Source organism: Halomonas bluephagenesis (assembly GCF_054790765.1).
Genome location: NZ_CP133631.1, coordinates 3,043,977 through 3,056,625 on the forward strand (window position 1 = coordinate 3,043,977; position 12,649 = coordinate 3,056,625).

Annotated in this window: 17 protein-coding genes, 2 pseudogenes and 1 riboswitch; of the genes and pseudogenes, 15 read left to right on the forward strand and 4 right to left on the reverse strand. The window is 49.6% G+C overall.

The window, feature by feature from the left end; genetic code table 11:
- Positions 1-36: 36 nt before the first annotated feature.
- Positions 37-735 (reverse strand): thiaminase II, encoded by a 699-nt coding sequence (gene tenA, locus REH51_RS13735; RefSeq protein WP_009722407.1) that lies wholly within the window; start codon positions 733-735, stop codon positions 37-39.
- A gap of 78 nt (positions 736-813) precedes the next feature.
- A riboswitch (TPP riboswitch) is annotated at positions 814-972 on the reverse strand.
- Positions 973-1,109: 137 nt separating this feature from the next.
- Entirely contained in the window at positions 1,110-1,259 is a 150-nt protein-coding gene (locus REH51_RS13740; RefSeq protein ID WP_009722408.1) for a phage integrase N-terminal SAM-like domain-containing protein, read from the reverse strand.
- 224 nt (positions 1,260-1,483) lie between these two features.
- Here REH51_RS13740 and REH51_RS13745 point away from each other — a divergent pair, with 224 nt between their 5' ends.
- The 6 genes from REH51_RS13745 (at position 1,484) to REH51_RS13770 (ending at position 5,630) form a co-directional block, all read left to right on the forward strand.
- The gene (locus REH51_RS13745) at positions 1,484-2,083 is read left to right on the forward strand and encodes a mobilome CxxCx(11)CxxC protein (protein ID WP_234667862.1); all 600 of its coding nucleotides are present in this window, start codon (positions 1,484-1,486) and stop codon (positions 2,081-2,083) included.
- A complete protein-coding gene (locus tag REH51_RS13750) occupies positions 2,073-2,288 on the forward strand; it encodes a hypothetical protein (protein WP_009722410.1) in 216 nt (71 codons plus the stop codon). Before REH51_RS13745 ends, REH51_RS13750 begins: the two co-directional genes overlap by 11 nt.
- A 93-nt stretch (positions 2,289-2,381) precedes the next feature.
- Positions 2,382-2,885 (forward strand): hypothetical protein, encoded by a 504-nt coding sequence (locus REH51_RS13755; protein WP_009722411.1) that lies wholly within the window; start codon positions 2,382-2,384, stop codon positions 2,883-2,885.
- 13 nt (positions 2,886-2,898) lie between these two features.
- Positions 2,899-3,450, forward strand: a complete 552-nt coding sequence (locus tag REH51_RS13760; RefSeq protein WP_009722412.1) for a YfbU family protein — start codon at positions 2,899-2,901, stop codon at positions 3,448-3,450.
- Between the two features lie 434 nt (positions 3,451-3,884).
- A protein-coding gene (locus REH51_RS13765; protein WP_409559424.1) for an IS3 family transposase occupies positions 3,885-5,005 on the forward strand; the annotation gives its coding sequence in 2 pieces (ribosomal slippage) (positions 3,885-4,143 and positions 4,143-5,005; 1,122 coding nt in all).
- A 292-nt stretch (positions 5,006-5,297) separates the two neighbouring features.
- A complete protein-coding gene (locus REH51_RS13770) occupies positions 5,298-5,630 on the forward strand; it encodes an RNA-directed DNA polymerase (RefSeq protein ID WP_498936090.1) in 333 nt (110 codons plus the stop codon).
- A gap of 34 nt (positions 5,631-5,664) precedes the next feature.
- On the opposite strand, the gene REH51_RS13775 is transcribed toward REH51_RS13770, so the two are convergent.
- Complete coding sequence (locus tag REH51_RS13775; protein ID WP_498936092.1) at positions 5,665-5,805, reverse strand: hypothetical protein; 141 nt, start codon at positions 5,803-5,805, stop codon at positions 5,665-5,667.
- 883 nt (positions 5,806-6,688) lie between these two features.
- Here REH51_RS13775 and REH51_RS13780 point away from each other — a divergent pair.
- The 9 genes and pseudogenes from REH51_RS13780 to REH51_RS13820 all read left to right on the forward strand — a co-directional run bounded on the left by REH51_RS13780 (position 6,689) and on the right by REH51_RS13820 (position 11,685).
- Positions 6,689-7,300, forward strand: coding sequence for a hypothetical protein (locus tag REH51_RS13780; RefSeq protein WP_009722417.1), 612 nt, complete (start codon positions 6,689-6,691; stop codon positions 7,298-7,300).
- A 163-nt stretch (positions 7,301-7,463) separates the two neighbouring features.
- Positions 7,464-7,712, forward strand: a complete 249-nt coding sequence (locus tag REH51_RS13785; RefSeq protein ID WP_234667860.1) for a transposase — start codon at positions 7,464-7,466, stop codon at positions 7,710-7,712.
- A pseudogene (locus REH51_RS13790) lies at positions 7,621-7,905 on the forward strand (transposase); the annotation flags it as partial. The gene REH51_RS13785 and the pseudogene REH51_RS13790, both read left to right, overlap by 92 nt.
- Positions 7,906-8,129: 224 nt before the next feature.
- A complete protein-coding gene (locus REH51_RS13795; protein WP_143759711.1) occupies positions 8,130-8,549 on the forward strand; it encodes a hypothetical protein in 420 nt (139 codons plus the stop codon).
- Between the two features lie 112 nt (positions 8,550-8,661).
- A complete protein-coding gene (locus tag REH51_RS13800) occupies positions 8,662-9,132 on the forward strand; it encodes a GNAT family N-acetyltransferase (RefSeq protein ID WP_009722419.1) in 471 nt (156 codons plus the stop codon).
- Positions 9,133-9,378: 246 nt separating this feature from the next.
- Positions 9,379-10,394, forward strand: a pseudogene (locus tag REH51_RS13805) (IS30 family transposase).
- Positions 10,395-10,559: 165 nt separating this feature from the next.
- Entirely contained in the window at positions 10,560-11,018 is a 459-nt protein-coding gene (locus REH51_RS13810; RefSeq protein ID WP_009722421.1) for a hypothetical protein, read from the forward strand.
- Positions 11,019-11,182: 164 nt separating this feature from the next.
- Positions 11,183-11,425: a type II toxin-antitoxin system Phd/YefM family antitoxin gene (locus REH51_RS13815; protein WP_009722422.1), complete on the forward strand. Its 243-nt coding sequence runs from the start codon at positions 11,183-11,185 to the stop codon at positions 11,423-11,425.
- Positions 11,422-11,685, forward strand: a complete 264-nt coding sequence (locus REH51_RS13820) for a Txe/YoeB family addiction module toxin (RefSeq protein WP_009722423.1) — start codon at positions 11,422-11,424, stop codon at positions 11,683-11,685. Before REH51_RS13815 ends, REH51_RS13820 begins: the two co-directional genes overlap by 4 nt.
- A gap of 135 nt (positions 11,686-11,820) precedes the next feature.
- On the opposite strand, the gene REH51_RS13825 is transcribed toward REH51_RS13820, so the two are convergent.
- Positions 11,821-12,642 carry an aldo/keto reductase gene (locus REH51_RS13825; protein ID WP_009722424.1) on the reverse strand — a complete coding sequence of 274 codons (822 nt, stop codon included), beginning with the start codon at positions 12,640-12,642 and terminating at the stop codon, positions 11,821-11,823.
- Positions 12,643-12,649 lie beyond the last annotated feature (7 nt).

Here is a 12,649-nt window from a genome sequence, read left to right on the forward strand (position 1 = left end):
TCTTCCTTCGTTGTTGATTATGGTTATTGTGTTGGCTTAATGGGTGGGATCTTGGTCTGTCAGATCGCTGTCTATCAGATCCAGACCCATCTGCCAGAAATCGATTTCCAGTCGCGTGGCGTCGCGGAAGATCTTGCTCAGCTCGGCAAAGCGGGCAGGGGTAACATCGGCCAGGCGGGCGTTGAGCCATTCAAGCTCGGCCTGCATAGCGGCCTGAAACTCCTCGCTTTCGTACATCGCTATCCAGGCATCAAACGGGTTTTGGCTGCCGCGTAGGGTAGAAGGCTGAGCGTTCAGCCAGTTGGCGATTTCGCCGTAGCCCACTAAGCAAGGAGCTAGCGCTACGTGTAAATCGAGCAGGTCGCCGCGATTGCCGGTGTCTAATACGTAGCGGGTATACGCCAAGGTAGCCCTGGCTTCGGGAAGCTCCGCCAGCTCTTGCTCGGAAATTCCCCACTCCTGGCAAAAGCCCACGTGCAGGCCCAGCTCCACATCCACAATGGCTTTTAAACCTTCATGGGCCTGGCGCAGATCAGCCAGCGTAGGGCTTTTATAGGCGGCCAACGCGTAGGCGCGGGCGAAGTGAATCAAAAACAGGTAATCCTGTTTCAAATAGTGGCGAAACGATGCGTCTGGTAGCGCGGCGGTACCCAGCTGGCGGACAAAATCGTGCTCAATATAGGCGCGCCAGTCGTCATGGCAGGCATTAGTAAGATCAGCAAAGCGGTAGCCCATGGTGCCTCCGGTAGTAATGATCCGGAAGGTGGGCGGTTGAGATCGAGGAAATGGCGCAGAAGGTGGCGTGAAACTAAGCCGAGGCCATCGCTTGATCCCTACGCCGGTACCCGCGTGCTCTTCGTAGGAGCAACGCATTAGCCGGATCAGGTTCAGCGGGACCAGCGCTTTGGCAGTATCAAGTGGATACGCCCTGCGCCATCTCAGCCGGATTCACCGGCACCCCGTCAAGCAGTTAGTGCCAAGCAGTCTAGGAGGACGAGAGAAGAGATGCAAGGGGGATAGTGAGTGAATAGTAGGCTTCTTAGAAACGTTGATGGACTCGGCTACCCTAACGCCGCCACGCGTCTCTCGATTGCCAGATACTTTAAAAATTACCGCACTTCATGGCCTGACAGGGCGGCAGGGTGCCGCAAGTTGTGAAATCGAATGAAAAAGCGAATCCAGTAGCAATAGGTTTTCTCAGTACGGAGGCTATAGCGCTTGACCCGCAGGGTCGCCTTGACGCGTTCCACCAGTTGCATAAGAGATACCTTCGGATACTGTTCATGAGTACATAATTATTGAGCAGGGCAAAACATGCAAGCACGCGAATGTTGGATATTCAGCCAAAATTTACTTTGCTTTCAAGAGAATCAATGGGGTAGAGTCAAACTGGGTGGCTACACAACCCCAATAAATGTGATGTCGTGTTTATTGGGGTTGTGTAGAGAGGCGTGTAATCACTGTTATGCCTGAGGAGGATGTCTTGCAAGAAAGTGCCGATAGTAGACGCAATAAGCTATTGCAGATTCGCTCTAACGCGCTTTCTGCTGACTATATTTATTCGTCTGAGTTGTCTAGAATTAACTGGATCACAAACGCGATAACTGTCTTGGCAATAGTTGTACCAATTATCACTACTTTCTCATTGGTGCTAGCCAAAGATACGAGTTACGCCACATGGCTTAATACATTTTCGTTTATTTTTTCAGGCTTTTTATTATGCCTATCAGTGCTCGCTCTGATTTTTCGACTAGAGCACAAGAAAGAGCTTTATCTGATTTCTCGAAGAGCCAATATTTACATTAGCAATGAAGCTAGCGAGCTTCTTGAAAACTCCTCAGTAGATCCACGATGGTTCTACAAATATGTGTCAGATCAGGATGCCCGTGACAAGGAAAATATAAGTAACATCAGGGAGAAGAGGAGGCAAGAGGCATACCGTTATTCAATAAAACTCCTCCACCCAGGCGACAGTGGTGTGGTGTGCTCCGTTTGCGGGTCTTCACCTTATATTTTTAAAAAGGGGGCGTGCCAACTTTGCGGTAATACGCCTTCAATAACTGGAGAGAAAAATGTCAAATAAAGAGACGTTTGATAAATGGTTCAATAATTTAAGCGAGCAGGAACAAGACGAAATTATCAGTCATGTCATCAGAACCAAGCTAAGCATTTCAAATGAAGGATTTTTTTCTGGCCCTACCGGAAAAACGCTTGAAGAGGGGCTGTTTTCTGGGCCCGCTGGAAGCTCATCCAGACAAGTGTGTGGCGGGTGCGGGCGTCCGATTTAGCGGGCATAACAATTGGTTGTTGCCGGACGTGCCTACGCTTCGCTTCGGCACTCCGCAAAACCAAGCGTTAGGCAATAGGAAGAGCATCAACGAATGGAAATTTTGCTATCAATACTCGGTTCGTTAGCATCCATTGGTGGTGCAATCTGGGCGTATGTCCAAGCGCGGCGATCCAAAACGTTTGCAGAACAGGCAAAGACGGTCAGGGATGAGCTTGTTGAAAGAAGGAAGACTATTGAGGTTTCTAAAGTACATTCAGAAACTGCTAGGATTTTGCGTCTCGTTTCCAAGGTTGGGCCAACATGTACTTCTACTTCCGTAAAAACCATACGATGTCACGAGATAGCGCAAGAGGTTGAAGAATATACAAGGCTTCTTAACGAACAGAGCTCTCACTTTACTCATGTGCTTGATAGTCAGGCCCGGAAGCTTTGCGGTGATCTGAAAGAAGATATTGTTGGGCTTGCAGAAGCCATTGACTTTGAATCAAAGAAAAAGTTTGGAACAAGCATCTATTACAAAATTGATGATTTTATGCCTCTTGTAAAGATGGTTTTTGATGAAAAAAAAGAGCGGCAGCCCATTGTGGCGTCTTAAAGGAGGTTTCTCGGTGAAGATTTCAGATGGCGAAAAATTAATAGTCCTTATGTTAAGTGAGCTTTACGAAAAAATGGGCATAGAGGGCGAAATAGAGCCAGAGTTTATCAAGTCAGCAATATTTAGAGATCACTTATGGGGTATTCCATGGAAGTACTCAGGAATTCCATTTGAAGATCAAGAAACGCCTGAAATAGTGAAAGAGGTAGTAGATATTCTCGATATGTGGAGCTTCATCGAAAGAGGATATCAGGAGCTGTCTGATGAGGAGAAAGCACAGTTAGAGACTGATGCTGCCCCATTTGGAAAAGAGCCGAAGTTTCGAGGCTTCGACGGGAATAATGAAGCAGAATACATGAGCGTTGCCAGCTTTTTGATCAACGATCTCGATAGATTTCAAGAGTTCAAGGGTCGTAGCATGAATTCACATATGCCCTCAGTGGAAACATACGAACGCATGCTGCATACCTTTGAATCTAAACGCCAAAATTTAATATCCGGGCCACTCAACCTTGTTGAACTTTCTAAAATTCTTAAAGAAATGACTCATCCTGAAAACAGGTAAGAGCCTAACAATTTGCTGCACGCGGATAAATCACTCGCTGCGCTCGCAATTTACCGGTGAGCAAGGCGTTGAGCCTGTAGAAAGTGTGCCGCAGGCACACGGAAGAGCTGTTGATTCTTGGCATGTTCTTCGGTGTAGAAGCTGCATGAAAGATGAAGGTGGGCCCTTCGAAGTCGGCTTTCAGGAGCGGGCTTCAAACCACTCCAAGCTGCGTTGGTAAAGAGCCAGGGTAGTGAGCGTTGGGGTCAAAACCGCGAGAGAACATCTCGGGTAGGTGTGGATTAGAGAGACGAACGCAAGTGAACCCCCGTTGACGCGTCGTTATTCAGAGACCCGCTGTCAAAACCAGAGGCGTTTCTACCTTCTGGCGACGTCACCCCCAGATTGAGTAGCGCTACACTTTAGAGTCCGATCCTATGCTAAGGAGATTGGACATGAAGAAGCGTTTCAGCGAAGAACAGATCATTGGCTTCTTGGGCGAAGCGGAGGCGGGACTCCCCATCAAGGAGCTATGTCGTCGGCACGGTTTCTCGGAAGCAAGTTATTACCTTTGGCGCAGCAAGTTTGGCGGCATGAGCGTCCCCGATGCCAAGCGACTGAAAGAGCTTGAAGCCGAAAATGGACGCCTGAAAAAGCTGCTCGCGGAGTCGCTATTGGAGATGGAGGTCACTCGCGAGGCGCTGAGAAAAAAGTGGTGAGCGCCCCGGCACGTCGAGACGTGGTGCGTTTTATGGTGTCACGTGGCCTGAGTGAGCGCCGAGCGCTCCGTGTCATGCGTATGAGTGCCAGTGCATTGCGCTACCAACCGGCTCCTGACCGCAATGAGACATTACGTGAACGCATTGTTGCCTTGGCACACCGACATCGTCGTTACGGCGCGGGCATGATCTACCTGAAGCTGCGTCAAGCCGGTGAACAGGTCAATCACAAGCGCGTCGAACGCCTCTACGCGGCGGCTCGGTTGCAGGTAAAGCGACGCAAGCGTAAGAAGATTCCCCTGTCTGAACGCAAGCCCCTGGGCCGCCCTGGCGCTGCCAATCAGGTCTGGTCAATGGATTTTGTGTTTGACCGCACGGCGGAAGGGAGAGTGATCAAGAACCTCACTATTGTCGATGACGCCACCCATGAAGCCGTGGCTATCGTGCCTGACCGTGCCATTGACGGGCTGTCGTTAACACGGATTCTGGATCATCTAGTGCTACAACGTGGCCTTCCAAGTGCCCTTCGTACGGATAATGGGAAGGAGTTCTGCGGACGCGCCATGCTGACGTGGGCTCATCAACGTGGTGTTGCCCTGTTTTTAATCGAACCTGGAAAGCCCAATCAAAACGCCTACATCGAATCGTTCAACGGGCGTTTTAGAGACGAATGTCTAAATGAGCACTGGTTCACCAGCCTGCATCACGCGAGAGTCATCATCGAGGCGTGGCGACGGGAATACAACGAGGAAAGACCGAAGAAAGGACTGGGAGGATTAACGCCTTCCGCCTATGCCGAGCAACTGGTTTTAAAACACGATAAAGTAACGTCAGACTCTAAACCCGGGTGCTACTGAAGATGGGGTGACGTCGCTGGGACAAGTGTCGGACTCCTGATTACTGGACAAGCGGCAGCCGGCGTATAGGGGGCGTGAATCTGATTCAGGCTTTTGTGCGGAACTGCGGGAACCAGTCGTTCCGATGTTAAGGGAGAAGCACAAGTGGCTAAAACCACAAGGCGAGAGTACCGATGCGGAGCACTGGGACGGACCGAGTTGTAGTAGTGATGAAGGCCGGTAATGCGGCTGGAGCGAAGGACTCGGATCAAGTGGTTGTACTTGGCGTCCAGCTGGACACAGGAGGAGACGGATGAGTGCAACAAAGTCATACACCATTGATAAGTGGTCAGTGTACAACGCCTATAAGGCAGTGAAGACCAATGCGGTCGCTGCGGGTGTGGATAGGCAGTCACTTGCGGAGTTCGAGGCAGATCTGAGGAGTAATCTGTACAAGATCTGGAATCGGATGTCGTCAGGGACTTACTTCCCACCGGCTGTTAAAGCTGTGGCCATCCCTAAAAAGAGTAGTAGGGAGCGCATTTTGGGCATTCCCACCGTCGCTGATCGCGTGGCTCAAATGGTGGTCAAACGGGAGATTGAACCTGTTATCGAAGCCTGTTTCGCTCCGGACTCCTACGGCTAACGGCCCCGAAAATCGGCGCTGAATGCTGTAGGTATCACGCGTGAGCGATGTTGGCGATACTATTTTCGACATCAAAGGCCTGTTTGACAACATAGACCATGAGTTGCTGCGCAAGGCACTTCTCTCGGCCCCCCCAAGGGGGCGTGGTCAGTCCGCTGTTGGCTAACCTGTTCATGCATTATGCCTTTGATATCTAGATGGGGAGAACATTTCCGAGGGCACCTTGGTGCCGGTATGCGGATGATGGATTGGTGCATTGTCGAACCGAACATGAGGCCCTGGCTGTCAGGGCTGCGTTGGAAAACGGTTACGGGAATGCGGCCTGGAAATGCATTCGGTGAAGACTAAGGTTGCTTACTGCAAGGATGGAAAACGCAGACGGCAATACCCAAACACTCAGTTTGATTTCCTTGGGTACACCTTCAGACCACGCTGGTGAAGAACCTCAAGCGAAACAGCATGTTTGTGAATTTTACGCCAGCGGTCAGTCAAGCAGCTATGAAGTCCATGCGGCAAATAACACGGAGATTGAACTATCGCAATCGTTCCAACCTGAGTCTGGCTGATATATCGCGACGACATAACCCGATTTTTCGGGGGGCTGGCGTGCTATGGAAGGTTCTATCCTTCCGCCATATACCCAGTGCTGCGACATTTTAACCGGACATTGGTGGCCTGGCCGATGAAGAAGTTCAAACGCTTAAAAGACCGGAAAATGCGGGCAAATCAGCTTTTGAAAACACTGGCTAAGACCCGACTTTCCCTGTTTGTACATTGGCAGTGAGGCATGGTAAGTGACTTTGCTTGATGCGAGCGGTGTGAATCGAGAGGTTCACGCACCGTTCTGCGAGAGGCCGAGGGTGCAACTCCCTGGTCTACTCACCAAGGTCGTAAGTATTTATCGACCAGGAATTATTCAATAATTGAGCTAAAAATAGCCTCTAATTTTAAAATCTGAAGCACTTTTTACCGAAAGGCCTTCTATATTTCACGTATGAGCATAATCGAAAAATTGGTTGAGGGTTTTCTACAGCCTCGTTAGAGTACGGGAAATAAATATGAAACTTAGACAGATCCCAGCACTTCAAGCTTACTGGAGAGTACCATTTATAGTGCTGCTGATAATAGTTCTTGCAGCATGGATTAGTGCAATATACATAGGAACATTGTACGAGACCCATGGTGGTGAACTTCTAACCAATAGTGAAGTTGAGCAGCGATCCCAAAAAGCAGAAAGAAATACTTGTACATTTGTCGGTAAAGAAGGCTCCGAACAGGTTTCTTGCACCGAACTAAATGAGCACGAAAATGAAAAGCTGAACGAGTTTCTTCAATCCGACATAAAAGAATTTTTACTTGAGCACCATGGGAGTATCTTAAACGCTGCCAAGTACTCCTCCGACAATTATATTAAAGAGGGTGTTTTCCTTGTCGAATTGGGCGGCGACGTAATTCACTTGCTAGTTGTTATTGCATCAGTGACTTTTACAGCAATCTGTATACTCATTGCTGTTATTGTGCTTTTTATCTCTTTGCCTATATTCCTCAAGTCGGAGGATGAGCAAAAAGCTAAGAGAGCGGGCGGCATAGTGAAGACATGCCTTGGGTTCATAGTGGCATCGGGAACTACGTTGGTGGGTGGGTTTGTGATTTCGTCAGCTCTGCTCTAGCAAGCGAGTCAATCGGACGTGGCCTGTTTCGTTTAAGTTGTGCTGGCCTTCGGCCAAGTTTGCACAACGTTCTCTACGCAAACCACGCCAATTACCCGAACGTTGAGCCTGTAGGAAGGCTAAGCTTTGGTAGGATCGAGGAAACATACGAGGAGTGGTCAGCATGCCGCGCTTCAAGGCTTATAACTATGATCAAAACGCCATGGTGGTGATCAACTACCAAGATCAGCTCCAGCCGGGCACCTTTGAACACGCTGTGAACTACCTGATAGAACACAAACTCGACTTGTCAGTTTTCCATAAGCAAATACGGCAAGTGCCATCGGAACGGTGCCAGTCGATAGGTATCTTTTATTATCGAGAACAAACGCTTACCCAATTACACTGGCTGGATGAAGCACCGAGTCGATAGCCCCAAGGGCAAGCAGATCTACAGTCATCGCATGTCGGTAGTGGAACCGGTGTTCGGCAATATTGGCACGACGAAACGACTTAATCGGTTCATCCTACGGGGTAAGAAAAAAGTGCAAAGTCAGTGGCAGCTCTACTGCTTGGTGCACAATATTGAGGAGTTGGCGAATTACGGCCAATTGGCCGCGTCATGAAGGGCTTAGAGCGGGGTAAGTTGCTTTTTAAGAGCAAAAGGCCGTCTTCAACAAGCTTTAGCTGGGCGCCCAAGTGACTAAATGCCGATATTAATATTACTCAGCCAGATGACCGGATGGGTAAATGAATAAGGACAACAGGCGGTGGAAACGGCTCGAAATCGGGGTTTCTACAGCCTCGTTATGGCTACTCAACAAAGGGAATCATCTAAAGCATGGAGCATATGAAAGAAGTATTAATTGTATTGATGTTATTGTCGGCTTTATCTTCTGGAGTATTGCTATGGTTAATCCGAGACCCCAAGACACCTAAGGCATTAGATTTTATAGTTGGTGTTCAATTAATAATGTTTGCTGCTTTCTTTCTGGGATTGCTCGGTGATCTACGCGGCCTCTTACCAGACGGAAATGAAATTAAAGCAGGGTACGATGTAGCGCTATTAATCATTCCTTTTTTTACTGCTGGTTTAGGTACCAATATTATTTCTAATCTCGTGCTTGGCCAAAGAGATTATACCGGCACCATGACTACAGCTGAGATTTCGCATAAATTCTTTTACTTCCTAATAATCGTGGTTGGTATAGTGATTCCACCTTTGTTGTTAGGGTATTCCATATGGCTAAAAAGAAACAAAATGCCATAACAAGTGCATCTTCTCGGACTTGGTTGAACTGTCACCTTTTTCGCGCTGCGCGGAAAAAAAGCCGCCAGTTCACCCAAGCCGCAGATATAGGCATTAGAGCGTATTGGAAACCATGGTGAGTAATTTAGACTTGGCTCTTCTAGCCAATCACCCCGAACTACTGCCAGCACTTCGAGAAATGTTTGAGTGTGGATGGCCGGAGTATTACGGTGCGCGGGGCAGGGGAAACGCAGAAGAAGACCTGCTGGCATATTCTAATCACAATAAACTTCCTATTGGGGTTGTTGCGATGCAGGATGGTTCTGCTCTTGGTATCGCGGTATTGAAGGCTAAATGTGTTACTACACATGACCACCTCACCCCTTGGATTGGTGGCGGCATGGTACTCCCCCAGTACCGGCGTCGTGGAATTGGCGCAACATTGACTGTTAAGCTTGAAAGCATCGCACGCAAGCTGGGGTACAAAAAAATCTACTCCGGCACAAGCACAGCAAATAGCCTTCTGGAGCGAAGTGGCTGGTCGTATATCGAAACCGTGCTTTACGGAGGGGATAACGTATCCATCTATGAAAAAGCGCTCTAACTCAGGCGTTGCGGCTGTAGAAAGGGGCAGGGCCAGTGGCAGCTCTACTGCTTGGTGCACAATATTGAGAAGTTGGCGAATTACGGCCACTTGGCCGCATCATGAAGGGCTTAGAGTGGAGTAAGTTGCTTTTTAAGAGCAAAAGGTCGTCTTCAACAAGCTTTAGCTGGGTGCCTAAGTGGCTAAATACCGCTTGGCCGCAGAAACTGAGTGCAACACCTGAGCATTTCGCTAAGGTGTTGTCCCATGTCTTACCTCGAACTCAGTATTGAAGAACGTGCCAGCATCCAAGTGGGTCAAGCCCAAGGGATGAGCCTTCGGCATATTGCCCAGCTCCTGGGCGAGCTCCTTCAACCATCTCTCGTGAAATACGCCGTAACCAAATGGCCCAGAACGGTTACTGCGCCCGGTACGCCCAACGTCAGCGAGAAAAGCGTCGAGAGGTCTGTCGTCCTGCGCGTAAGCTTTTGCCAGGCACCGAGCGGTTTGATCTCATCGTGCATATGTTGCGGCGACGCTTGTCTCCCGAACAAATTAGCGGCAAGCTCAAGACGATGAAACTACCTGATTTGCGCGATGCCTACGTCTGCCGAGAGACCATCTACACGGCCATTTATGCCTTGCCTGTTGGCCACCTTCGCAAGGAACTGATTCACTGCTTGCGACAAGGTAAAACCACACGCAAGCCTCGCCGTGGCGAAGTGGATCGACGTGGCCAGATCCCTGACATGGTCAGCATTCACTTACGTCCGCCCGAGGTCAGTAAGCGTGAAATGCCCGGCCACTGGGAAGGCGATCTGATCAAAGGTAAGAATAACGCGTCCGCGGTAGGCACCTTGGTAGAGCTTAGTAGTGGCTATCTGATCCTCGCAAAAATGGACGACGCCACCGCCACCTCCGCCGTAGCAGGCTTTAGTGCTGCTCTGAATCGAATGCCGACCACCGCTCGAAAAAGCATGACCTATGATCAGGGGCGTGAAATGGCACAACATGCAAAAATCACTCAAGAAACCGGCGTTGCGATTTACTTTTGCGATCCCCATAGCCCCTGGCAACGTGGGGCCAATGAGAATATCAATGGCCTTATCCGTCAATATTTACCGAAAGGAACGGACCTTTCAGTACATAGCCAGGAAGAGCTGGACGCCATTGCCTTTGAGCTGAATATGCGACCTCGAAAACGCTTTGGATTTAAATGTCCGATAGAAGTGATGAGCGAGCTGATGGCCAAGTACCATGAAAGCCCATCAACCATCCAATGAGTGTGTTGCACTCAGAGTCTGCATCCGCCCCGATATTAAGATTACTCAGCCAGATGATTGGCTGGGTAAATGAATAAGGACAGCAGGCGGTGGAAACGGCTCGAAATCGGGTTTTTCTACAGCCTCGCTATGTTTCAGGTTCAATTTTCGTAAAATGAGGTAGATATGGCGTTTTGGCGTATGCAGTTACACCCAGATGATTCTGGGAATTCAGCTTTTCATTCTGCACAGAGTTTATCCGCAGGATTTATTGGTTTAGATTTTTCTGAGCGTGTAGGCGATTTAGAGTTTGAAGATTTGGAGAAGATTCCACAACACCAAAAAGATTATGTTGCGTTTGAAAACCAAATGAAGATCGGTGATAAAGTTCTAATTATCTCTCATCACTTTCCATTTGCTGTTTGTAATGTATCCGGTGACTACAACTATATAAAAACTCCAGTGCCAGAGTTGGGTGTATGGTTCCGACATTTTCGAAGAGTAGACAACGTTAAGTGTTTTTCTGATTTTAAAACCAATGCAAAAGCTTGGCAGCAAATAAAAATGACAGACACAATTTCCCCACTTGTTAACGAAGGGACTTTATCACTGAATCTAATTCGTGAGATGTATCCTGAAACATAACAAAGCATTTAAGAGTGATTCGCAACGCTTGCCGCTTTCGCTTCGCTCAAAGTATAGGAAAGCGCTACTCACACCTTAATGCGGCGTTATTCAGAACGTTCGTTTTGACGTACGTACCAGAGGGCGTACAATTGATAAAAAGTTAAACACGCAAGAGGTGCGTCATGACCGGGATCACAGCAACGGAGGCGCGTAGCAACCTTTATCGGTTGATTGACGAGACCGCCGAGTCCCACCAACCCATCGTCATCATGGGTAAGCGGAACAAAGCCGTCCTGGTTTCCGAGGAAGACTGGTCCGCCATTCAGGAAACGCTTTACCTGCTCTCCGTACCGGGTATGCGGGAGTCTATTCGTGAGGGAATGGATACCTCCGTGGATGAGTGCGATGAGGAGCTGGACTGGTGACATGGACGTTGGTTTACACCAAACAAGCCCAGAAGGACGCAGAGAAGCTGGCTTCAAGCGGCCTCAAGCCAAAAGCCCAAGAGTTGTTGGCCCTAATTGCAGAAGATCCGTACCGCAAGCCACCCCCGTTTGAGAAGCTCATTGGTGATCTTACGGGCGCCTATTCACGCCGCATTAATATTCAGCATCGTTTGGTCTACCAGGTGCTAGAAGACGAACAAGTAGTGAAAGTCCTCAGGCTATGGAGCCACTACGAATAATGCATAACAGGCCGCTGTTGCCGGACAATTTTTCCACCGCCTCGCGGCTCCAAAATTGCCGCAACGCTCTGCATTAACTCGCGAGTCTATCTTTGTGGGCTGGTTTACCAACACCTTCGAAAGGTTCACGCTTGGTCACACCATCATTAAACCCTGTTTACGTACTGGTGGCGCGTAAGCGGCGTCTATCTGTGCCAAATCGTCTTCGTCGAGCCGGATGCTATCTGCGTTGGCGTTCTGTTTGAGGTGGTCCAGGCTCACAGCTTTCGGGATGGCAATCACACCGGGGTGGCGCAGCGCCCAGGCAAGGGCGATTTGCGCGGGGGTGGCGCTGTGTTTGTCGGCGATGCGTTGCAGGGTAGCGTTACGCAGCAGCGCGCCGCCTTGACCAATGGGGCAGTAAGCCATCAGCGGCATGTTGTGTTGAGCCTGCCGGGGCAGCAGATCGTATTCAATGCCGCGTGCTTCGGGGTTATAGAGCACCTGGTTGGTGGCGCACGCGGGCGCGTCTAGCTCCGCTAGGTCGTCAACGTCAAAGTTCGATACGCCCCAACGCAGAATCTTGCCTTGCTCGCGCAGCCGCTCAAACGCTTCCACGGTTTCGCTTAACGGGTACTGTCCGCGCCAGTGCAGCAGGTAGAGATCAATCGTGTCGGTGCCCAATCGGCGTAGGCTGCGCTCGCAGGCAGCTTGAACACCCTGGGTGCTGGCGTTGTGCGGGTAAACCTTGCTGACTAGATACACCTGATCGCGCCGGCCACGAATCGCTTGGCCAACAATTTCTTCAGCGCCGCCCTCGGCATACATCTCAGCGGTATCAATCAGTGTCATGCCCAGTTCCAGGCCTTCACGCAGCGCCTTGATTTCAGCTTGGCGCTGCCCGGCATCCTCGCCCATATGCCAGGTGCCCTGGCCGATACGGGGTACGCTGTCTCCGCCTAGCTCAATCGTCTGCATGTCTATC

Bases quoted from the DNA above. Each gene is read 5' to 3' on its own strand.
- REH51_RS13780 (WP_009722417.1), top strand. From the start codon at position 6,689: ATGAAACTTAGACAGATCCCAGCACTTCAAGCTTACTGGAGAGTACCA.
- REH51_RS13810 (WP_009722421.1), top strand. From the start codon at position 10,560: ATGGCGTTTTGGCGTATGCAGTTACACCCAGATGATTCTGGGAATTCA.
- REH51_RS13750 (WP_009722410.1), top strand. From the start codon at position 2,073: ATGTCAAATAAAGAGACGTTTGATAAATGGTTCAATAATTTAAGCGAG.
- REH51_RS13825 (WP_009722424.1), bottom strand. From the start codon at position 12,642: ATGCAGACGATTGAGCTAGGCGGAGACAGCGTACCCCGTATCGGCCAG.
- REH51_RS13815 (WP_009722422.1), top strand. From the start codon at position 11,183: ATGACCGGGATCACAGCAACGGAGGCGCGTAGCAACCTTTATCGGTTG.
- tenA (WP_009722407.1), bottom strand. From the start codon at position 735: ATGGGCTACCGCTTTGCTGATCTTACTAATGCCTGCCATGACGACTGG.
- REH51_RS13740 (WP_009722408.1), bottom strand. From the start codon at position 1,259: ATGCAACTGGTGGAACGCGTCAAGGCGACCCTGCGGGTCAAGCGCTAT.
- REH51_RS13770 (WP_498936090.1), top strand. From the start codon at position 5,298: ATGAGTGCAACAAAGTCATACACCATTGATAAGTGGTCAGTGTACAAC.
- REH51_RS13800 (WP_009722419.1), top strand. From the start codon at position 8,662: ATGGTGAGTAATTTAGACTTGGCTCTTCTAGCCAATCACCCCGAACTA.
- REH51_RS13795 (WP_143759711.1), top strand. From the start codon at position 8,130: ATGAAAGAAGTATTAATTGTATTGATGTTATTGTCGGCTTTATCTTCT.
- REH51_RS13755 (WP_009722411.1), top strand. From the start codon at position 2,382: ATGGAAATTTTGCTATCAATACTCGGTTCGTTAGCATCCATTGGTGGT.
- REH51_RS13775 (WP_498936092.1), bottom strand. From the start codon at position 5,805: ATGAACAGGTTAGCCAACAGCGGACTGACCACGCCCCCTTGGGGGGGC.
- REH51_RS13785 (WP_234667860.1), top strand. From the start codon at position 7,464: ATGCCGCGCTTCAAGGCTTATAACTATGATCAAAACGCCATGGTGGTG.